The following is an 18,643-nucleotide window of genomic DNA, read 5'->3' as shown; positions in this document are numbered from 1 at the left end:
ACTATCGCTTTACCTTTCATGAACATGACATATTTGTAAGATTTCCCTCCAAAAAAATCCCGTCTGGACTTCCAAACGGGATTTTTTCTCTATATTCGATTCATAAACCAATATTGCGTAATGGCTAAATACTCTCGTATATTTGATGGAATGACAATTCGCGTCGGTGTTTTGGCCGGAAGACCTTCTAATTGTAAACCTTGTTTGGCTGCTATTTTTTTCGCTCTAAACATATGGAAATCGTTTGTTACGATCATTCCTTTTTTCATATTGTCCGGAATTAAAGGTTTTGAGAATTTAATATTTTCATCTGTACTCGTTGACTTATCTTCCATTACTATGCGATTTTCTGCAATTTTTAGTTTCATTAAACCATTTTTCATTGCTACTGCTTCTGAAATATCTTCTCCTTTTCCTTTCCCTCCAGACACAATAGCAATTGTTCTCTCATGTGATTTTAAATACTCAGCTGCTTTATCAATACGATATTGCAAGGAATACGATGGTTCCGTCCCATTTACTTTCGATCCTAATACAATTATATAATCAGCATCATAGGCCGCATTCATTTGCCCATGCTTATAAATGTTATATTGTAAAAATCCCACATAAACAGCGCAAACCATTATAAATCCTATAATATATTTAATTATTTTCTTCTTTCTCATATCCATATACTCCTATGTTTTTTGTTTCTTTCATCATAATATCCATTTATTTGTTTGTATACAGACAAATTCCAATTCACCCTAATTTATCCTCTAGAAAGTAATATTTATTTTCCTTTCGGGAACAGTAAGTACAACTTTGCACGAAGGAGTGTCTCTATTGCTTCTCTTTTTATGTAACGTATCGTTCTTTTTCATCTTATTTTTACTATCACTTAAGATGCTCGGTAAATCAGCTTTAGCACAACTAACTCCTCATGATTTTGGTGCTATTATCTTTTTATCCTATTTAGCTTTTCAAGCCATACCAGTCTCTGGTGCTTTACAAGCTTTTCTTGGTATGGTCGTTATTACATGTTTGCATTTAATCCTTACAAAATTAAGCCTATTCAACAAACTAAATCGTTTTATTCTCGGGCACCCTATCATTTTAATTAAACATGGTGACATTATTTTTGAGAACTTACAAAAAAGTAGATATCCCATCGCTGAATTACTTTCTAACCTTCGCGTCGCAGGATACCCAAGTGTTCATGAAATTGAATACGCTATTTTAGAAGCCAATGGAGCCATTAGTATTTTACCAAAACGTGAACTTGTACCATTAACCCCAAAAGATTTGAACATAGATGTTACGTATGCCGGATTACCAATTGCTCTTATCGTTGATTCACAAATTCAATACGATAACTTAAAGCTAATTCATAAGGACGAAAAGTGGTTATATAAAGAATTAAAAGAAAAAGGCATCACAAATATTAAAAACGTTGCCTTTGCGTCTGTTCAAGAAACAGATGGATCTTTTGCTATTAGTTTAAAAAAATAAAAAATCCCCTTACTTGCTCAAGGGGATTTCTTCATTATATTACTTCTTTCTCTCCTTCCATGTTTAATGGAACAGGATGTTTCATACGATTCATCGTAAATACGATAATCGCTGTCAACACTTCCGCTACTGGCATAACGAGCCAAATTCCGTTTATCCCAAATAACTTTGGCATAATCCATAACAATGGAATTATAAATAGTAACCCTCGGCTCATTATAATAAGCACTGATTTCTTCGTTTGTCGCACTGATTGGAAATACTCTCCATACACAATGTTATAGCCTAAAAATACGTATTGGATAAAGAACAAACTAATACCTGTTAATGTTAACTCCAATAATTCTGGAGATTGGACATCAAATAGACCAATAATATATTTCCCGAAGAATAATCCGACAATTATTGCAACGCCTCCGAGTACAACTGCAATTTTCACAGCAAACTGTAAACCTTCACGCAATCTTTCTGCTAAATTTGCACCGTAATGGAAACTAGCAATTGGTTGCAATGCAGCACCTACACCGAAGAATAATAGTAATGTCATCGCGTGAATACTATTTACCATCGCATAGGAAGCAACTCCTACTTCTCCTGCATATTGGACGAATGCGATATTAAAACCAATCGTTACGATTGCGACCGTACTTTCTGTTGTAAAGCTTGGGAAACCTATTATCATAATTTGTTTAATCGTCTCCCATTCAAAATGGAATTTCGTCCACTTTAAAATACTACTTTTTCTAAAGAAGTGAGTTAATAATACGAGGAAGCCAATTGCTGCTGAAAGAATCGTCGCTGAAGCAGCACCTGTTACGCCCCATCCAAAGATGAAAATAAAGATATAGTCAAACACTATATTTAATACAGCAGTTACAACTAGACCTGCCATTGCTAAATTAGGATTTCCATCATTTCGTATAAATGTACTTAAAATATTTTCTAAAACGTATATCATTCCAAATGTTAATAACACATGTAAATAGTCTAACGCATACGGTAAAATCACTTCATTTGCACCGAATAAGTATGCTAAATCTTCTATTCTCCATAAACAAATCGCTGCTAAAATACCTACGATAATGACTGCTACCGTCATAGATTGAGTAAAAATAGACCTTGCTCTTTCTAATTTATTTTCACCTAGTGCAATGGAATATAGCGTTGCCCCGCCCATTCCGATCCACAATGAAATCGAGAAGAAAATTGAAAACGCTGGAATAGCGACGTTTACTCCTGCTAAACCGTTCGCTCCAACTCCTCTACTAATCATAACCGCGTCAATCACAATATTAACTGACATTAATACCATTCCAAGAACGGCTGGTATTAAATAAGAAATAAATAAACTTTTAATTGGTTTTTCTCTTAATTTTTCTGTTACTTCCATACTAGTATGCTCCTTTTTTCAACGCTCTGTTCACAGTTTAAACCTTCAAGTAACTTGAAGGTCAAGAGAGAATTAAAAAATAGGTAACTGAATTATACTAATGAATGTGAATTTGTAATCATTTCAAAGGTTTTCACCTTATTTTTTCACTACAGGAATTTGAATTTCCGTTACTTGCTCCTCCGGATTTTCTGTTACAGACCAATCAATTAATGCAATCTCAATCGCATCTCCGTCTACTTCATATCCCTCTTGATCAATGTATTTCATTAACTTCTTATATGTTTCATCAGTTTCTTCATATGGTCCATGGTGATATACACAGGCAAATATACCTTCTTTAATTTCATCTGCACTATGTACTTGAAAAGGCATGTAATCCAAAAGAATAAAAACACTGCTATATGCTTGAAACTCATTTTGCATGAGTCCTTTTTTCGCAACAGTTACACCAATATCTCCAGAAAATAAACTATCATCCATTTGCCTCATATTTTTTTGCAACGAATGGATATAGTACTCAAACATATCATCCGTCGTATTCGGGGCAACCGCAATTGCTGTAATTTTTCGCTGCGGGATCTCTTTAATTACCATTTGTTCAGCTTTTGCTTTTGTTGCTTCCTTAATTAAATGAATTCTATGCTCCATTTTCGCCAAAGCATACTCAATTTCTCTTTGTTTTTTCAACATCATTTCTTGTTGTTTTTCTAGTAAATTGAGTGCGTATGCTGGATTTCTTTCATCAATATATTTCTTAATTTCCTTTAATGAAATATTTAATTGGCGTAAAAACTTAATCGTATCTAATAGTGAAAATTGATCGATTGTGTAATAGCGATAATTTGTTTGTGGGTCCACAATGGACGGATGAAAAATTCCCTTTTCATCATAATAACGTAAAGTAGATTCCGCTATATTATGCATTTTTGCCATTTCTCCAATTGTAAAACGTTTATCTAATAACATATTTCTTTCTCCAATTCATAAAAATGTAGCCCTATTTCTTCTTATTATATAGTGATTCCCTCCATATCTAAATCGAATCCTATCATGAAAATCTGCTATTTTTTCATTGATTTTTCATACATTTTATTATATATTAATTACAGGTTCAAATTACGAGTTCAAAAGAACTTGTAATCAGACCCTTTGTTTAATGGGTTTTACATATTTTCATTAGGCAAATTCCGAGAAATCGTATGATAAAAATAAAAATGATAAGGAGAGGATCCGATGGAATTCGAATTTTTCTTTCAAATTGCACTTATTTTATTAAGTACAAAGCTTGCTGGTGATCTTAGTGTTAGATTAGGTCAACCTTCTGTACTAGGTAAATTAATTGTCGGTATCGTTATCGGTCCAGCTGTATTAGGTTGGATTGAAAATTCAGAGCTTCTAACACAATTAAGTAATGTCGGTGTTATTCTTTTAATGTTTATGGCAGGACTTGAAACAGACTTAGAAGAATTAAACGCAAATCGTAATTCTTCTTTAGCAGTTGCACTTGGAGGTATCGTTCTTCCATTCGTAGGTGGTTACGTTTCTGGTCTTATTATGGGAATGGAACAAGGAAATGCTGTATTTTTAGGATTACTTCTATGTGCGACAAGTGTTAGTATTTCCGTACAAACACTTCGCGATTTAGGAAAGATGAAAACACGTGAAAGTACAACGATGCTTGGTGCTGCTGTATTTGATGACATTCTTGTTGTTATTTTATTAGCATTTGCAATGAGCTTCTTAGGTACAGACGATGTTAACTTAACAATGGTTATCTTGAAGAAAGTTGTATTCTTCGCTTCTATTATTTTAATCGGATGGAAAGGTGTTCCTGCGATTATGCGCTGGTTATCACCACTACGCGTATCTGAGTCTATCGTGAGCGCGGCTCTTATCATCTGTTTCTCATTCGCATATTTCGGCGAACTATTAGGAATTGCTGGTATTATCGGTGCTTTCGCAGCTGGTATCGCTATTTCTCAAACGAACTACAAACATGAAGTAGAAAAGAAAGTAGAACCAATTGCTTACGCTATGTTCGTTCCAGTGTTCTTCGTAAGTATCGGTATGAATATTACATTTGATGGTATTGGCAATCAAATTTGGTTCATCCTAGCTTTAACAGTCATCGCAGTATTAACGAAACTAATCGGTTGTGGATTCGGTGCACGAATGACTGGATTTGACGCTAAGTCTTCTGCAATTATCGGTGCTGGAATGGTTTCTCGTGGTGAAGTTGCACTTATCATCGCAGGAACAGGACTTTCTTCAGGTCTACTAGCACAAGATTACTTTACAGCTATCGTTATTGTCGTTATTTTAACTACAATGATTACACCACCAATGTTAAAATACACTTTTGGTGCAAAAGATAAAGCACTGAAAGCAAGTAAATAAGTTTCATATAATAAAAGGAGATTGCTACCTTATAAGATAGCAATCTCCTTTTTATTGTATCTTTAAACAATCCCGTTCTTTTTCAACCATTTTTCAAAAATAATTCGTGCTTCTTCATCATCAATATCATTACGAAATGAATACACCATAATACCATAATCATCTATATATTCACCTAGCTTCATTTCCTCCACTTTCTTATAAAAATTGCCTGCCTCATAGTGCGGAATATAAGCATCCCAAACTGGTTCATGTATTCTTTTGTATGCCGTCACCTCTAAATCATGTCCATCTTCATAATATCCGATGTGATAATGTTGACTAGGATCATATTTCTTCATATTAATTCCCCTCCCTTTGAAAATTTATCATATTTCACATAATAAACAAAAGCGAGCTGTATATTACAGCTCGCTTCATTCATTAAATACGTTCCATCGCCGTCTTCAACGTTCCAACAACGAAAGCAATTTCTTCACTTGAAATAACAAGTGGTGGTGCTAATGTTAAGACGTTATTATATCCTGCTGTTGTCATGCCGTTTCGTCCTATAATTAAACCTTTTTCTTTACAAGCATTTACAACACTTGCAATTTTATCGTTATCAATTGGCTCTTTCGTCTCTTTATCATTTACTAGTTCGATTCCAACTAGTAGACCTTTTCCTCTAATATTTCCAACTAACGGATGTTCCCCGATTTCTTCTTTTAATTGCTCTAATAAAAGCGAGCCCATTTGTGCAGATCGCTCAATTAAATTTTCATTTTCCATAATCTCTAAGTTTTTAAGCGCTAATGCACAAGCCGCAGGATTTCCACCAAATGTATTAATATGACGGAAGAATTCATATTCTCCCTTCCCTTTAAATGCTTCATATATTTCTTTTTTCACAGCTGTCGCTGATAACGGTAAATATGCACTCGTGATCCCTTTTGCCATCGTAATAATATCTGGCTTTACATCATAATTCATAAATCCAAACGCTTTTCCTGTACGTCCGAAACCGCAAATCACTTCATCACTAATGAGTAGTGCACCGTGTTTTTGACACGTTTCATGAACAGCTTTCATATAGTCTTGTGGCGGCATTAAAATGCCTCCGCCCGTAATAATTGGTTCCATAATAAAAGCTGCAATCGTTTCACTTAATTCCCATGTCATGACACGATCTACTTCTTTTACACATTCTACATCATAAATGTTCTCTGTTTCTATTTCAGGCATACGATAACAATCTGGCGGCGTTACATGTAAAAATCCTGAAGCAAATGGCTCATATTGATATCTACGTTGTGCTTGTCCCGTCGCTGCCATCGTTGCCATTGTATTTCCATGATACCCGCGGTAACGTGACATAAATTTATAACGATGTGGTTCACCTTTTTGAGCATAGTATTGCCTTGCTATTTTAAAAGCTGTTTCGTTCGCTTCCGAACCACTATTAGAGAAGAAAATAACATACTCTCCTCCAAGCCACTCATTTAATTTTTCTGCAAGCTTTATAGCCGGTTCATGCGATTGTGACATCGGAAAATATGATAATGTTTGTAATTGCTTATAAGCCGCCTCTGCGAGCTCTTTTCTTCCGTATCCACTATTCACACACCAAAGACCACTCATTCCATCTAAATATCTTTTTCCTTGTATATCTTCAACCCAGCACCCTTCTGCTTTTGCCCCTACCATTGTACTATTTGGACTAAAGGGACGCATTCCGTGCCACACATATTGCTCGTCTTTTGCTAATAATTCATCAGTCTGTTTCGTTTTCATCATTTCTTCCACCTTCCATAACAACTTATTTTTCACAAAAGCTGCGCTGGTGCCATGATGATTTAAATTTCTCCCTGCTTATTTTCATTCCACAAAATTAAGACAAATCCTACTTACAAAGCAGTATTATTTACAAGAAAATGACAAAAGAAAAAGGAGCTTTTCTTATCTATCGAAAAGCCCCTCTTTTTTAATGCGAAGACGCATCACTAATACCATGACCAGTATTAGATTTCACAAGAATTTCATCAAATTTCGCTGCATCTTCTTTCTTACTAGATAACACAGTTCCTAAATACGCTGCAAGAAATCCGAGCGGAATCGAAATAATTCCAGGTGTCGTATATGGGAATATCGCTTCCCCAACAAATATAGCTTTTCCAGCTACAGGGTTCCATACATTTGGGCTTAACGCTACAAGAACAATGGCTGATACAAGACCAACAATCATACCAGAGATGGCACCCGTTGTATTAAAGCGCTTCCAATATATTGTGAATAATATAACTGGCAAGTTTGCACTCGCTGCAACCGCAAATGCTAATGAAACTAAAAATGCTACATTCAATGTTTGAGCAAATAACGCTAATATAATAGATAATACCGCTACTCCAATAGACGCATAACGAGCCATGGACACTTGCTCTTTTTCCGTTGATTTCCCTTTACGAAGAATCTCATTATAAAAATCATGTGCGAATGCTGATGCTGCTGTTAATACAAGTCCTGCCACTACAGCTAAAATTGTTGCAAAGGCAATGGCTGATACGAAAGCAAATAAGAAATCTCCACCTAACGCTTTAGCTAATAAAGGTGCTGCCATATTACCAGCAGGGTTTGCTTTCATAATTGCCTCATTTCCTACAAACGCCGCTGCTCCAAATCCTAAGAAAATTGTCATAATATAAAATGCACCAATTAACCATGTAGCGTATACAACAGATTGACGTGCTGTTTTTGCATCACGTACTGTAAAAAAGCGAACAAGAATATGCGGTAATCCTGCAGTACCAAGGACTAGTCCTAAATTTAAAGATAGCGTATCAAGACCATCTTTATACTTTACTCCTGGATTTAAAAACGAATCTTTTAATGGTGTAGCTGTTTTCATTTGCGCAAACATTTCAGTCACACTGAAATTAAATTTAGAGAAAACGATAACAGAAATAATAAATGTACCAGCCATAAGTAGTACAGCCTTAACAATTTGTACCCAACTCGTCGCAGTCATTCCGCCAAAAATAACGTACACTGTCATTAATGTACCAACGATTAAAACTGATGTCGTATATTCGATTCCTAATAATAATTTAATAAGTGCACCAGCCCCAACTAATTGTGCAATCATATAAAAAATCGAAATCGTCATCGTATTAAGCGCTGCAACTCCGCGAACTTTTTTCGCATCAAAACGCGCCGCAATCATATCTGCTAACGTGTACTTCCCTAAATTTCTAAGCGGTTCTGCGACAAGGTATAGAACAACTAAATAAGCAACTAAAAAGCCGATACTATAAAAGAATCCATCAAACCCAGTTAACGCGATCGCCCCGGCTATACCAAGAAATGACGCAGCAGACATATAATCTCCCGCAATGGCCAGCCCATTTTGCCAACCAGTTAATCCCCCTCCAGCCGTATAAAATTCACTCGCATTTTTCGTTTTTTTCGATGCAAAATAGGTTATGACTAGCGTACCAAGGACAATAATTAAAAATAGTGCAAACGCAGTCGTATTCAAGTTCAGCCCCTCCCTTTTTGCATATCTTGTAGAATTTTTTGCGAGATTTCATCAAATGATTCCGCCTTTTTGCTATAAATCATACATAATGCCCATGTCATAATAAATTGTGCGAAAGCAAATACCCATGCCCATGTAACATCACCAAATGCTGGTGTATTGAGCACCTTTGAATACGATGTTAAAATAGGTAGTGCAATAAAAAAGCTTAAAAAGAAAATACTCATCGGAACGATAAACTTCTTTTTCGTATTTAATAGCAATTGAAATTCTTCTGACTGAACAACCTCTGTATAATTCACCTCATTTTGTAACTTACGTGCTGACGTATCATCTCGTTTCATTCTCCGATCCCCTCTCTTACTAGAAATACAATTCCCCCTTGCATACCTAAAGACTAAATTTTATAAATATTCAGAAACTTATTTTCATTTTAGACAATCCATACATTCCTGCAAAGATTTTTCGATAGACATTTTTCGGCATTTTTCCCTAAGTTTTTAATATACTTTTTCAAAATAAAGCAAAGCTACAATTACTTTTCTCTTCATTAAGACAGAAGTAGCGCTTATCGCACTACTTCTGTCTTTTTCTCTTTTTCTAAATTACGAGCTGTTTCGCTTAATTCAACGTCTTTTCCATCTTTAAGTGTTCCAAATAGGAAATCAAATACTGGATTTGAAACACCAAACCAAAACTTTTCATTTTTATAATGGTGTAATATGTGCTGTTTTTTTAACCATCTTCCAAACTTAGTGAAAGGACGAATTGGCTTATGCGCAATATAATGTTTCCATTCATAAACGAGAAGCATGATAATCATTCCGATTCCGAATGAAAGTGTAATAGTAACACTTTTTGTTATACCGTATGATATAAGTAAATATATAGTAAAGCTAGGTATACTAAACCATACAGGCAAAAATAAAAGTTTTAAATCATCTGGATATACATGATGATCATAATGTAATCTTCTTAACATTTTTAATAAAAATACGTTTTTAGGTGGCTTTAAATGAAATAAAAACCGATGTGTCATATATTCGTTAAGCGTATAAAAAACAATACCAAACAAACACGCTAACATACCGACCCATGTAAAAAATTGCATTTTTAAAATAATGATGAAAATAAATAGAATACTATACATAATAACGATATCATGTTGTAAAAAGAACTCTTTCCCCACTCTCTTCATCTTTCTTCCCCTTCTCCAAAAAAACAGCCGCAACATATCGTTACGACTATTTCTTTTATTTTCTATTCTTATTCTATTCCCTTTACAAATTTGCCTGTTGCTCTATTGTCGAGAAAAAATTATTCGATCCAAATATATTTTGCTTCGGAATAATATGTTCCACCGCAAACACTGTTACTTCTCCTCTTTGTACCTCTCCAATAATGAGCCCAAGTACTTCATGATTTACCGCAAACGTTGGTTGCTTTGTTTGTAGTAATCTTGCTGCATTATGAAATACCGCTTCATATAGTGGATTCCTATCAGTAATTTCTTTTCGGATTTTTGGTGCTAACGTAATAATAATTTCTTTTCCGTCAATAGTGGTTCGATACATAAAAATCTCCCCTTCAATCTTATGTGAACAACTGTAAAGCTTTGTATGCAAAATGGATAGAATATCCTACTAAAATAATACCTGCTCCGGCTGTTATATAGCCAAGTGCTTTTTGCTTTAATAAAGTTCTGCCAAAATGGACAGAAAAAGCAATATTTAAATTCCATAAAATAATACCAACGATAATACAAAGGCTGTACAAAAAGGCTTCTTGTTTCGTTACCTTGGTAAGCAATGAGCTAAGTGTACTTCCGTATATACCAAACCAAAAAACAAGATTTAATGGATTGGATATCGCAATTAAAAAACCTGCCATAAACGATTGTTTAAGGCCACCTACCTCTTCTTTTTTATATTCCATATTCGAGTGGAAGATTCCTTGTTTTACACTTTGAAATCCTAAATAAAATAACAAGAAAAACCCTGTACAATACATAAAAGCTTGTACATATGTATACATAAATACAGAAGATAAACCGAAATAGATGAGAAGCATAAACAAAATATCTGCAGTCATTCCACCAATTCCAACAACCCATGCATGCCAAAAACCTCGTTCAATTCCTCGTTTTAACATTTCAATATTAATCGGACCTACTGGTGCAGCTAATGAAATACCTAATACAATTTGTTGTATAATCGCTCCAAACATAGCTCTATCCTTTCTACTTCCTTTACTATTAAGTAATGATGTAATGTTTAAAAATAGACTAGCTTTCATCAAAATATTTACTACTAAAATACCCTTTTTTATCCAAAATATGCAAAAGAGCCATCCCGATGATGGCTCTTACTTTTCTATCCTATGAAGAAAAGGGCATTTTCCTTTTATCGGCTCTACATCGTCTCCTATGAAGTATTGTTTCCATTCACGATGATCCGGATCACCATAATGACTAATGTTAGGATGTTTCGGCAACTGATCCCACTTTTCAACTCGCTCCCGGACCGTTTGTCTTGAATATGCTCCTTTAGGGCGATCCCCTTCTAATCCATCAAAGATAGTCCGTGGCTGAAACCCAATAACGAGAGAATTCCCTAAATGCCTAGTTTTTCGTTGTTTATAAGCTGGCGCATTTCCAAATGCGAATATCGGTTCCCCACCAAATGAAAATTCCCATAAGTAATGGTCTGGGTCTTCAGGAATTTGCTTCGGCCATGTTTGATTATCGTTTTCATGTAAATATTGTAGTACTTTCCAAAAGTAATCACGATAATATTCAAGTGATTGTTCTTCACATTCCGGCTCTACAAAAAGAAAAAAGCCTCTTCTTACAATTGGCCGCTCTTTCATTAACTCTAAAAAAGATAACATTGTATGTGGCAAATGACTCCAATCATTATGAGAAAGAAATGAATAACGAAGTTCATTCTTTTTCAAAGCTGTTAAGCCGAAATAGCACGGGAAAGTTGGTTCTAACACGACACTCGAAAAATTTTGAAATTCTTTTGTAACCCAATTTGGTATGTCAGTTCTCGTTCTCATTCCTTCATTATCTAATAAATAAGACTCATTCATTCTTTCACCTCATTATGTATAGCATTCAATTAAGAATATTACATACTCGGCCTGTCCTATACCTATTTAAAAATTCGGCTGAAAAATTATTTAAAAATACAAAAAAATAAAATCGCTTACTTGACTAATTTCTACCAATTCGTGTATATTTAAATTAATCATTTAGCAGAATATTCAAGATTATAGCATTTTTAGTTTATCTTATCTTTCAAATGAATTTCACTAAATGAAAAAAGCAAATGTTTTTAGGAGGAATTGTAACATGCAAGGAAAAGTAAAATGGTTTAACAACGAAAAAGGTTTTGGATTTATCGAAATGGAAGGCGCTGACGATGTATTCGTACATTTCTCTGCTATTCAAGGTGACGGCTACAAAGCTTTAGAAGAAGGCCAAGAAGTATCTTTCGATATCACTGAAGGAAACCGCGGACCTCAAGCTGCTAACGTAGTAAAACTTTAATCCAACATATGACAGGAGGTTACCTTACTTGGTAACCTCCTTTGTTATTCCTTTGTATATTTCCGTTTTACAGAGCAAAAACTATGTGAAATGCGCAATATACAAAGGAGGAAGTAATAATGGGATCAGAAGTAAATGATTTTGAAGAAGTGAAATTCCGTGTAGAAACAGCACAAAAAATGGTAGGATCAGCGACAATTTCAATGGATCCAGATACATTAGAGCATGCTACTACTGCTGTAGAAGAAGCTCGCTCTCAGCTTGAAATTATGAAATCTGTTGCGACAGATTTAGACGAGCCCTTTCTAATGAATGAGGAAAAGAAATTAAGCAAGTGTGAGCATCAATTAAATGAAGCGAAGCATTAAAAAAACATCCAGAGAATGTTCTCTGGATGTTTTTTATGACAACTGTTCTCCATACTTTTTCAATGTTTCTCCAACTGTACATTGACGTATACAAAATGAATGGGCATAATATTTACTATTTGTCTTCCGATTATGTTCTCGCAAAAAACACCCTTCACAATATGTTTCTAATAAGTCATTTACCTCTGTAATGAGTTGCTTTTTATCCACCGTTGCACCTCTCTATTCGGTTATTTCTTTATGACTATCGATAACTGTTCCTTCTAATGCTTGCGTTGCTAATTGATGTGCTTCTTTATTTTGTTTTCTAGATATTGGCTCACATACAAGTTTTAATTTCATTTGCTTCGCTTTTTGCTCAATTTGGTCTAAATAATGATTTAAATGCTCATCATAGCAAGGCCATTCCCCAGCCAATTGTTGTAATACCACTTGAGAATCACCGCGAAGTGTAACTGCTTCATACTTAATGCCTAATTCCTCGAGTATATTCATACCGTATAATAATGACGCATATTCCGCTTCATTATTATCATATATACCTTCTATATATGCATTACGGCGAATTCGGTATTTTGTATTTCCTTTTTTATAGTATACACATATACCTACTCCAGCTTCTTTCGTCTGTACATCATAGCCGCCATCAAAATAAACGAGTATTTCTTGGGGTTCTTCCTCCACTTGTTTGCTCAGCTTCTTCATTTCCTTTAATGACCATTCTGCATCCATTTCATCGTAAAATAACAATTCTTTCACTCTTCCTGTTTTCTCGAAATCCTCCGCAAATTGCAATACATCTTCTATGTTTATATAATCTGTCGTTAATTCCGTCTGCAAACCGCTTTTTGTTTTATACAACCAATGAATTTTATATTTCATACTAGATTCCCCTTATATAAGACTTCTTATATGTAGCCAGCTAATGAAAGCCTCAATTTATTTTATTATATTGTATCAAGAGTCGAAGAATTATATTCAATATTATCACATGCAAAAAGAGCTATCCCTATAGGAATAGCTCTTTCATCTATTGCATAAATCTTTCAAATCGTACTCGCTTATTAATCCAGTACATTACAGGCATACCGATCGCCATGACAACAAATTCACCGACTGCACATGTTAACCAAGACAACATAAATGGTAAACCCAATGCAAGATGAAGTTCAATTGCAATCATAAACATTGTAATTGTAAAAATAACTGTATTAAAAATCATACGAGCCCAAATACCTTTAATAAATCGCATAGATATAATCGTTGCAACTAGCGCCAGAATAGATTGCCCTACTCCAAATACTAAATCGTAAGCGATCATAGGTGAGAAAAAGAGATTCGTTAAAAATACACCTAATACAATTCCGTAAATTGCTTTCTTATTAAATACAACAAGATGATTAAACATCTCTGAAATACGAAATTGTACATTCGTAAAGCCAAATGGCTGAATAAGCATAGAAACAGCAATATATAATGCCGCTAAAATACCATTACCGACTAATGTTCTAATATTCATGACAAAATCTCCTTAGTTTTTTTACGTGGGATGGTTTCGAACCACGTTATTCGTTTTTTAAGCAACAAGATTATATTCTACGCAATACACACTCTTTCGTCAATAGATTCCTATCATGAACTACCTTTTTTCTTTTAGACAACGTATAATAAAACATATGAAAGATTTAGGAGGTTTCACTTCATGACAGCAACAATTCAAAATGAAAAAGTGATCGTTTCCATTTCTGACAAAGGTGCAGAATTACAAAGCGTTCGCTTAAAAGAAGATAACACTGAATACTTATGGCAAGGCGATTCTACTTATTGGGGGCGCCGCGCACCAATTTTATTCCCAATTGTCGGCCGATTAGTAGATAATACATACTACGTAGATGGTAAACCATATTCTTTAACACAACACGGCTTTGCTCGTGATCTTACATTCTCTGTACAAGAACAAAGTGAAACGAAAATCACTTATATTGTAACTAGTAATGAAGAAACATTAAAAAAATACCCATACGAATTTGAATTACTCGTTTCTTATGAGCTAGACGGACAAATCGTCCATGTAACATATGAAGTACATAACCCTGCTTCAAAAGAGATGTTCTTCTCAATCGGAGCACATCCTGGTTTCAACTTCCCCTTATTAGAGGGCGAATCATTTACAGATTATCATTTAGCATTTAATGGTTCTGAACGCTTAGAAACAAGCGTATTAGAAGGACCTTATCTTTCAAGTAAAAAACAATTAATCGCTGAAAATACGAATGAATTACCACTTACATACGATTTATTTAAAAATGATGCGCTTATTTTTGAAAATATGAATACGGATGAAATCTCTATTCGTTCTCATAAACATGATAAATTTGTAAAAGTAGAATTTGACGGATTCCCATTTGTCGGCGTATGGACACCAGGTGAGAACGCACCTTTCTTATGTATTGAACCTTGGTACGGAATTGCTGATGAAATAAATCCAGCAAAAGATTTGAAGGAAAAAAAAGGAATTCAATCTTTACAAGCGAATGAAACATTTACATGTCGTTATAGTATTACAATCGGCTAAGTTACTCTATCCCCTACTTCAAAGAAACATATAAGTAGGGGATCATCTTATCATTTGGAGGTTTCACATTTTGATTGAAGTATATATTGATGGTGCATCAAAAGGAAATCCTGGTCCTTCTGGTGCAGGGGTGTTTATTAAAGGGGTGCAACCAGCTGTACAATTATCACTGCCCCTTGGGACAATGTCCAATCATGAAGCAGAGTACCACGCTTTACTTGCGGCATTAAAATATTGCACGGAGCATAATTATAACATTGTCTCATTTCGTACAGATTCGCAACTTGTTGAGCGAGCTGTTGAAAAAGAATACGCAAAAAATAAAATGTTTGCACCACTATTAGAGGAAGCACTGCAGTACATAAAAAGTTTCGATCTCTTTTTTATTAAGTGGATTCCAAGTAGTCAAAATAAAGTCGCTGATGAATTAGCTAGAAAAGCTATCTTACAAAATTAACGGGGGTATGGGTGTGAAAAAAGATTGGATTGCTCCTCTTGCTTTATTATTTGTCTCTTTTATTTGGGGAGCTACGTTTGTTGTCGTTCAAAATGCAATGTCTTTCGTTGGTCCATTTACTTTTAATGGTATTCGCTTTTTATTCGCCGGAATTATTTTATTATTCGTTCAACTGATTTTCTCAAAAAAAACTTCAAAACAAGATATAAAACAGAGTAGCCTCGCTGGATTAATCGTTGGATTCTTTTTATGTGTTGGCTATGTATTACAAACATTCGGCTTACTTTATACAACTTCTTCAAAAGCTGGGTTCTTAACAGGGCTTAGTATCGTTATGGTACCAATTTTGTCTTTTATCTTTTTAAAACAAAAAGCTACCCTTTTTATCGTAATTGGCATTGCGGTAGCAACAGCAGGATTATACTTATTAACGGCGGGTGATTCTTTTCAATTAAACATTGGAGATATACTCGTTCTCGGCTGTGCAGTAGCTTTTGCTGCCCATATTCTTGTTAACGGCTTCTTCTCTAAGAAAATATCACCTTTATTACTAAGCACATCACAAGTATTAGCTGTCGGTATGTTTTCTTCTATTTGCGCCTTTTTGTTTGAAGATTGGGAAAAATTATTTTCAGTAGCACTATGGACGAATTCTTCCTTTTTATTCGCCCTATTTCTAACTTCCTTATTCGCGACATCCATTGCTTTTTTCATTCAAACATCAGCACAAAAACATACGTCTCCAACGAGAGTAGCAATTATTTTCGCAATGGAGCCCGTATTTGCTGCATTAACAGGCGTTCTCGTTGCAAACGAACAACTTTCTATTTCTGCTATTATCGGATGCCTATGTATTTTCCTAGGCATGGTTTTTGTTGAATTACCTTCCAAAACAAAAAAAGAAGCGCAGGCTGCATGAAGTTACGCTTGTAACTTCCGCATAAAAGCCTTAGCGCTTTTTTTATCTGTAATTTCTTCTTCTTTCAACCGTTCTAATAACGCAACAAAATAACTTCCATCAAACTGTAATTGATGTTTAATTGTCGCTTCTATTGCTGCGTTCACAATTCCATCAGATGCACCAGTATATCCTTGTCCGAACATAATAAATCCTTGTGCTTCCTCTGATAATTTAAATCCTTTCGTATGTAAGAATGAAAGATAATCTTCTACTGTTTGCATGTTATTCCCACCTACTCAAAAATTCTCCATCTCCTATCATACATGTTTTTACACGCTATGAGAATGAAATTTCTTTGACAACTTTGTAAATCTATCGTCTACTGCATAGACAATAGAGGATTTCCTTGTAATATGAATGAATATGTATAGTGGAACTTATTTCATATTAAAGGGGAGACACGATGAAACAAGCACTATTAATTATCGATGCGCAGCAAGAATTACTGGATGGAAATGAACAAGAAAAAGAAGTTTTTCGTAAAACCGAGTTATTATCTACACTAAATACAGCCGTACAGAAAGCGATAGATGCAAATGCCCTTATTGTTTTCGTAAGAGATATCGATGTTGCTTCTGGTAGCGGAGAAGGATTTGAAGTACATAATGAAATTAAAGTACCTCAGTCTGCAATCCTTATTAATAAAGCAGCAACAAACTCATTCTATGGCACTTCTCTACTTGAACTTTTAAAAGAAGAAAAAATTAATCATATCGTTATCGGTGGATGTAAAACAGAACATTGTATTGACACTGCTGTTAGAACAGCAACTGTACAAGGCTTTGATGTCACATTAATTAAAAACGGTCATTCCACAACTGATTCTAACGTGTTATCTGCAGAGCAAATTATTAGTCATCACAATAAAATTTTACATGGGCATTATAACGTCGATCATTTTTCAGTTGTTAGGGATGTCGAAGAAGACCTTTTTCAACCTATTCATGATCAATATCGTGATTAAATTAACTGTAAAAAAGAATCCTTTTCACAAAAGGATTCTTTTTTATCCAAAAATTTGTGCTGCAATGCTATATAACTCATTATTCCTTTTTAATAATTGATTGCTATTTTTCATCATAATTGGTGGTGTATTAAGCTTTTTAAAACCAGCAACCTCTAATTCTTTCATAAAATTGTTCTTTCCTTTTGGTACATCAATTCTCAATTTACCATTATGATCTCTTGCTAAATGATGAACAATTCGCATTGCCATCGCATCATTTTTAGCAACGACTGGTCCTATTATTTTATTTTCTGGTGTTTGTACGCTTAAACCATATCCTAGTACATTTTGTTCCTTACCCTTCACAACGATACACTGTTCACTTTGTATAATTCTTTTCTTTAAAAACTCTTTTCTATTTGTTCCAAATGCATATTCATCTATTTTTATTATTTCTTCTAAATTCCCCTCTTCATAATCCATCATATATTCTTCATTTCCTGCATATTTATGATTCGCATTATATGAGTTACATATGTATTTAGAAACATCGCTCACTGCCCTGAACCCTAACTTTTCGTATAAAGGCTTTCCCTCATCCGTAGCAATAAGCATAATTGGAGTTTGAGCTGATACGGTCATAATGCATGAATTCGTTATTGCCTTTCCAATCCCACTTCCCTTATAATTCGGATGTACAATCACCATTCCGATAGACGCTAATTTCTCCCCATATAATATAATTGCCGCGCTAGCAATAAGCTCCTTCCTCTCATTCCACACACCGTATACAATACCTGAGTCAAAAATAGTCTCAATTTCTTTCCTGTTATAATCCCACCCAATATAAGAAGATAATGCTACAATATCGCCTATTTGTTCGTCCCTAAGACGCTCCACCTTAATTTCCAATTCAAGCATACTTCATCCCCTTATCTAGACATTTAAATCATTATTATCAAATCAACTTGTACATGTTTCACTT

At 34.6% G+C, this 18,643-nt stretch carries 24 protein-coding genes and 1 riboswitch; of the genes, 8 read left to right on the top strand and 16 right to left on the bottom strand.

Annotated features, from left to right (window positions below):
* Nucleotides 1–89: 89 nt before the first annotated feature.
* Complete coding sequence (locus tag ACXY7N_RS06890) at nt 90–668, bottom strand: YdcF family protein (protein ID WP_488592339.1); 579 nt, start codon at nt 666–668, stop codon at nt 90–92.
* Nucleotides 669–828: 160 nt separating this feature from the next.
* Here ACXY7N_RS06890 and ACXY7N_RS06885 point away from each other — a divergent pair, with 160 nt between their 5' ends.
* Entirely contained in the window at nt 829–1,494 is a 666-nt protein-coding gene (locus tag ACXY7N_RS06885; RefSeq protein WP_016088556.1) for a DUF421 domain-containing protein, read from the top strand.
* Between the two features lie 34 nt (nt 1,495–1,528).
* On the opposite strand, the gene ACXY7N_RS06880 is transcribed toward ACXY7N_RS06885, so the two are convergent.
* Together ACXY7N_RS06880 and ACXY7N_RS06875 are read right to left on the bottom strand one after the other, a co-directional pair.
* Nucleotides 1,529–2,884, bottom strand: coding sequence for an MATE family efflux transporter (locus ACXY7N_RS06880; protein WP_098405157.1), 1,356 nt, complete (start codon nt 2,882–2,884; stop codon nt 1,529–1,531).
* 138 nt (nt 2,885–3,022) lie between these two features.
* The gene (locus tag ACXY7N_RS06875) at nt 3,023–3,853 is read right to left on the bottom strand and encodes a MerR family transcriptional regulator (RefSeq protein WP_488592338.1); all 831 of its coding nucleotides are present in this window, start codon (nt 3,851–3,853) and stop codon (nt 3,023–3,025) included.
* A gap of 267 nt (nt 3,854–4,120) precedes the next feature.
* Here ACXY7N_RS06875 and ACXY7N_RS06870 point away from each other — a divergent pair, with 267 nt between their 5' ends.
* Nucleotides 4,121–5,284, top strand: a complete 1,164-nt coding sequence (locus ACXY7N_RS06870) for a cation:proton antiporter (protein WP_016088559.1) — start codon at nt 4,121–4,123, stop codon at nt 5,282–5,284.
* A gap of 62 nt (nt 5,285–5,346) precedes the next feature.
* Here ACXY7N_RS06870 and ACXY7N_RS06865 read toward each other — a convergent pair whose 3' ends face one another.
* The 8 genes from ACXY7N_RS06865 to ACXY7N_RS06830 all read right to left on the bottom strand — a co-directional run bounded on the left by ACXY7N_RS06865 (nt 5,347) and on the right by ACXY7N_RS06830 (nt 11,891).
* Nucleotides 5,347–5,625, bottom strand: coding sequence for a DUF3986 family protein (locus ACXY7N_RS06865; RefSeq protein WP_116349644.1), 279 nt, complete (start codon nt 5,623–5,625; stop codon nt 5,347–5,349).
* 82 nt (nt 5,626–5,707) lie between these two features.
* Complete coding sequence (locus tag ACXY7N_RS06860) at nt 5,708–7,057, bottom strand: aspartate aminotransferase family protein (RefSeq protein WP_116349643.1); 1,350 nt, start codon at nt 7,055–7,057, stop codon at nt 5,708–5,710.
* A gap of 190 nt (nt 7,058–7,247) precedes the next feature.
* Complete coding sequence (locus ACXY7N_RS06855) at nt 7,248–8,798, bottom strand: solute symporter family protein (protein ID WP_016088562.1); 1,551 nt, start codon at nt 8,796–8,798, stop codon at nt 7,248–7,250.
* 2 nt (nt 8,799–8,800) lie between these two features.
* On the bottom strand, nt 8,801–9,142 hold the full coding sequence (locus tag ACXY7N_RS06850; RefSeq protein ID WP_016088563.1) for a DUF485 domain-containing protein: 342 nt from the start codon (nt 9,140–9,142) through the stop codon (nt 8,801–8,803).
* Between the two features lie 224 nt (nt 9,143–9,366).
* A complete protein-coding gene (locus ACXY7N_RS06845; RefSeq protein WP_488592337.1) occupies nt 9,367–9,996 on the bottom strand; it encodes a sterol desaturase family protein in 630 nt (209 codons plus the stop codon).
* Nucleotides 9,997–10,078: 82 nt separating this feature from the next.
* On the bottom strand, nt 10,079–10,372 hold the full coding sequence (locus ACXY7N_RS06840; protein WP_016088565.1) for a hypothetical protein: 294 nt from the start codon (nt 10,370–10,372) through the stop codon (nt 10,079–10,081).
* A gap of 19 nt (nt 10,373–10,391) precedes the next feature.
* Complete coding sequence (locus tag ACXY7N_RS06835; protein WP_016088566.1) at nt 10,392–11,024, bottom strand: LysE family transporter; 633 nt, start codon at nt 11,022–11,024, stop codon at nt 10,392–10,394.
* A 138-nt stretch (nt 11,025–11,162) separates the two neighbouring features.
* Nucleotides 11,163–11,891, bottom strand: a complete 729-nt coding sequence (locus tag ACXY7N_RS06830; protein ID WP_016134041.1) for a YqcI/YcgG family protein — start codon at nt 11,889–11,891, stop codon at nt 11,163–11,165.
* Nucleotides 11,892–12,153: 262 nt separating this feature from the next.
* Between ACXY7N_RS06830 and cspB the strand changes: the two genes are divergently transcribed.
* Together cspB and ACXY7N_RS06820 are read left to right on the top strand one after the other, a co-directional pair.
* Entirely contained in the window at nt 12,154–12,351 is a 198-nt protein-coding gene (cspB, locus tag ACXY7N_RS06825; protein WP_001161731.1) for a cold shock-like protein CspB, read from the top strand.
* 119 nt (nt 12,352–12,470) lie between these two features.
* Nucleotides 12,471–12,719: a DUF2564 family protein gene (locus ACXY7N_RS06820; RefSeq protein ID WP_016088568.1), complete on the top strand. Its 249-nt coding sequence runs from the start codon at nt 12,471–12,473 to the stop codon at nt 12,717–12,719.
* Between the two features lie 33 nt (nt 12,720–12,752).
* Here the strand turns inward: ACXY7N_RS06820 and ACXY7N_RS06815 are convergent, their stop codons facing one another.
* From ACXY7N_RS06815 to ACXY7N_RS06805, 3 genes are all read right to left on the bottom strand, one after another.
* Nucleotides 12,753–12,929 (bottom strand): zinc-finger domain-containing protein, encoded by a 177-nt coding sequence (locus tag ACXY7N_RS06815; protein WP_000358801.1) that lies wholly within the window; start codon nt 12,927–12,929, stop codon nt 12,753–12,755.
* Nucleotides 12,930–12,941: 12 nt separating this feature from the next.
* Complete coding sequence (locus tag ACXY7N_RS06810) at nt 12,942–13,601, bottom strand: ribonuclease H family protein (protein ID WP_016134040.1); 660 nt, start codon at nt 13,599–13,601, stop codon at nt 12,942–12,944.
* Nucleotides 13,602–13,749: 148 nt separating this feature from the next.
* Complete coding sequence (locus ACXY7N_RS06805) at nt 13,750–14,238, bottom strand: QueT transporter family protein (protein WP_016134039.1); 489 nt, start codon at nt 14,236–14,238, stop codon at nt 13,750–13,752.
* A 6-nt stretch (nt 14,239–14,244) separates the two neighbouring features.
* A riboswitch (PreQ1 riboswitch) is annotated at nt 14,245–14,289 on the bottom strand.
* 132 nt (nt 14,290–14,421) lie between these two features.
* On the opposite strand from ACXY7N_RS06805, the gene ACXY7N_RS06800 reads away from it, so the two are divergent.
* From ACXY7N_RS06800 to ACXY7N_RS06790, 3 genes are all read left to right on the top strand, one after another.
* The gene (locus tag ACXY7N_RS06800) at nt 14,422–15,294 is read left to right on the top strand and encodes an aldose 1-epimerase family protein (RefSeq protein ID WP_016088571.1); all 873 of its coding nucleotides are present in this window, start codon (nt 14,422–14,424) and stop codon (nt 15,292–15,294) included.
* 70 nt (nt 15,295–15,364) lie between these two features.
* The gene (locus tag ACXY7N_RS06795) at nt 15,365–15,751 is read left to right on the top strand and encodes a reverse transcriptase-like protein (RefSeq protein WP_000573873.1); all 387 of its coding nucleotides are present in this window, start codon (nt 15,365–15,367) and stop codon (nt 15,749–15,751) included.
* A 13-nt stretch (nt 15,752–15,764) separates the two neighbouring features.
* Entirely contained in the window at nt 15,765–16,670 is a 906-nt protein-coding gene (locus ACXY7N_RS06790; protein ID WP_016088572.1) for a DMT family transporter, read from the top strand.
* Nucleotides 16,671–16,672: 2 nt separating this feature from the next.
* Here ACXY7N_RS06790 and ACXY7N_RS06785 read toward each other — a convergent pair whose 3' ends face one another.
* On the bottom strand, nt 16,673–16,933 hold the full coding sequence (locus tag ACXY7N_RS06785) for a DUF6123 family protein (protein ID WP_001195212.1): 261 nt from the start codon (nt 16,931–16,933) through the stop codon (nt 16,673–16,675).
* A 182-nt stretch (nt 16,934–17,115) separates the two neighbouring features.
* Here ACXY7N_RS06785 and ACXY7N_RS06780 point away from each other — a divergent pair, with 182 nt between their 5' ends.
* Complete coding sequence (locus ACXY7N_RS06780) at nt 17,116–17,676, top strand: cysteine hydrolase family protein (protein ID WP_016134038.1); 561 nt, start codon at nt 17,116–17,118, stop codon at nt 17,674–17,676.
* Nucleotides 17,677–17,718: 42 nt separating this feature from the next.
* On the opposite strand, the gene ACXY7N_RS06775 is transcribed toward ACXY7N_RS06780, so the two are convergent.
* On the bottom strand, nt 17,719–18,579 hold the full coding sequence (locus ACXY7N_RS06775) for a GNAT family N-acetyltransferase (protein ID WP_098404959.1): 861 nt from the start codon (nt 18,577–18,579) through the stop codon (nt 17,719–17,721).
* Between the last annotated feature and the right edge of the window lie 64 nt (nt 18,580–18,643).

Source organism: Bacillus sp. 5w2 (assembly GCF_054353775.1).
This window is presented reverse-complemented; position numbering and strand designations above follow the sequence as displayed.

Excerpts from the sequence above, each read along its gene's own strand:
- ACXY7N_RS06840 (WP_016088565.1), bottom strand. The coding sequence starts at position 10,372 with ATGTATCGAACCACTATTGACGGAAAAGAAATTATTATTACGTTAGCA.
- ACXY7N_RS06880 (WP_098405157.1), bottom strand. The coding sequence starts at position 2,884 with ATGGAAGTAACAGAAAAATTAAGAGAAAAACCAATTAAAAGTTTATTT.
- ACXY7N_RS06830 (WP_016134041.1), bottom strand. The coding sequence starts at position 11,891 with ATGAATGAGTCTTATTTATTAGATAATGAAGGAATGAGAACGAGAACT.
- ACXY7N_RS06860 (WP_116349643.1), bottom strand. The coding sequence starts at position 7,057 with ATGAAAACGAAACAGACTGATGAATTATTAGCAAAAGACGAGCAATAT.
- ACXY7N_RS06820 (WP_016088568.1), top strand. The coding sequence starts at position 12,471 with ATGGGATCAGAAGTAAATGATTTTGAAGAAGTGAAATTCCGTGTAGAA.
- ACXY7N_RS06890 (WP_488592339.1), bottom strand. The coding sequence starts at position 668 with ATGAGAAAGAAGAAAATAATTAAATATATTATAGGATTTATAATGGTT.
- ACXY7N_RS06775 (WP_098404959.1), bottom strand. The coding sequence starts at position 18,579 with ATGCTTGAATTGGAAATTAAGGTGGAGCGTCTTAGGGACGAACAAATA.
- ACXY7N_RS06785 (WP_001195212.1), bottom strand. The coding sequence starts at position 16,933 with ATGCAAACAGTAGAAGATTATCTTTCATTCTTACATACGAAAGGATTT.
- ACXY7N_RS06780 (WP_016134038.1), top strand. The coding sequence starts at position 17,116 with ATGAAACAAGCACTATTAATTATCGATGCGCAGCAAGAATTACTGGAT.
- ACXY7N_RS06810 (WP_016134040.1), bottom strand. The coding sequence starts at position 13,601 with ATGAAATATAAAATTCATTGGTTGTATAAAACAAAAAGCGGTTTGCAG.
- ACXY7N_RS06800 (WP_016088571.1), top strand. The coding sequence starts at position 14,422 with ATGACAGCAACAATTCAAAATGAAAAAGTGATCGTTTCCATTTCTGAC.
- ACXY7N_RS06865 (WP_116349644.1), bottom strand. The coding sequence starts at position 5,625 with ATGAAGAAATATGATCCTAGTCAACATTATCACATCGGATATTATGAA.
- ACXY7N_RS06845 (WP_488592337.1), bottom strand. The coding sequence starts at position 9,996 with ATGAAGAGAGTGGGGAAAGAGTTCTTTTTACAACATGATATCGTTATT.
- ACXY7N_RS06870 (WP_016088559.1), top strand. The coding sequence starts at position 4,121 with ATGGAATTCGAATTTTTCTTTCAAATTGCACTTATTTTATTAAGTACA.
- ACXY7N_RS06850 (WP_016088563.1), bottom strand. The coding sequence starts at position 9,142 with ATGAAACGAGATGATACGTCAGCACGTAAGTTACAAAATGAGGTGAAT.
- ACXY7N_RS06805 (WP_016134039.1), bottom strand. The coding sequence starts at position 14,238 with ATGAATATTAGAACATTAGTCGGTAATGGTATTTTAGCGGCATTATAT.
- cspB (WP_001161731.1), top strand. The coding sequence starts at position 12,154 with ATGCAAGGAAAAGTAAAATGGTTTAACAACGAAAAAGGTTTTGGATTT.
- ACXY7N_RS06835 (WP_016088566.1), bottom strand. The coding sequence starts at position 11,024 with ATGTTTGGAGCGATTATACAACAAATTGTATTAGGTATTTCATTAGCT.
- ACXY7N_RS06875 (WP_488592338.1), bottom strand. The coding sequence starts at position 3,853 with ATGTTATTAGATAAACGTTTTACAATTGGAGAAATGGCAAAAATGCAT.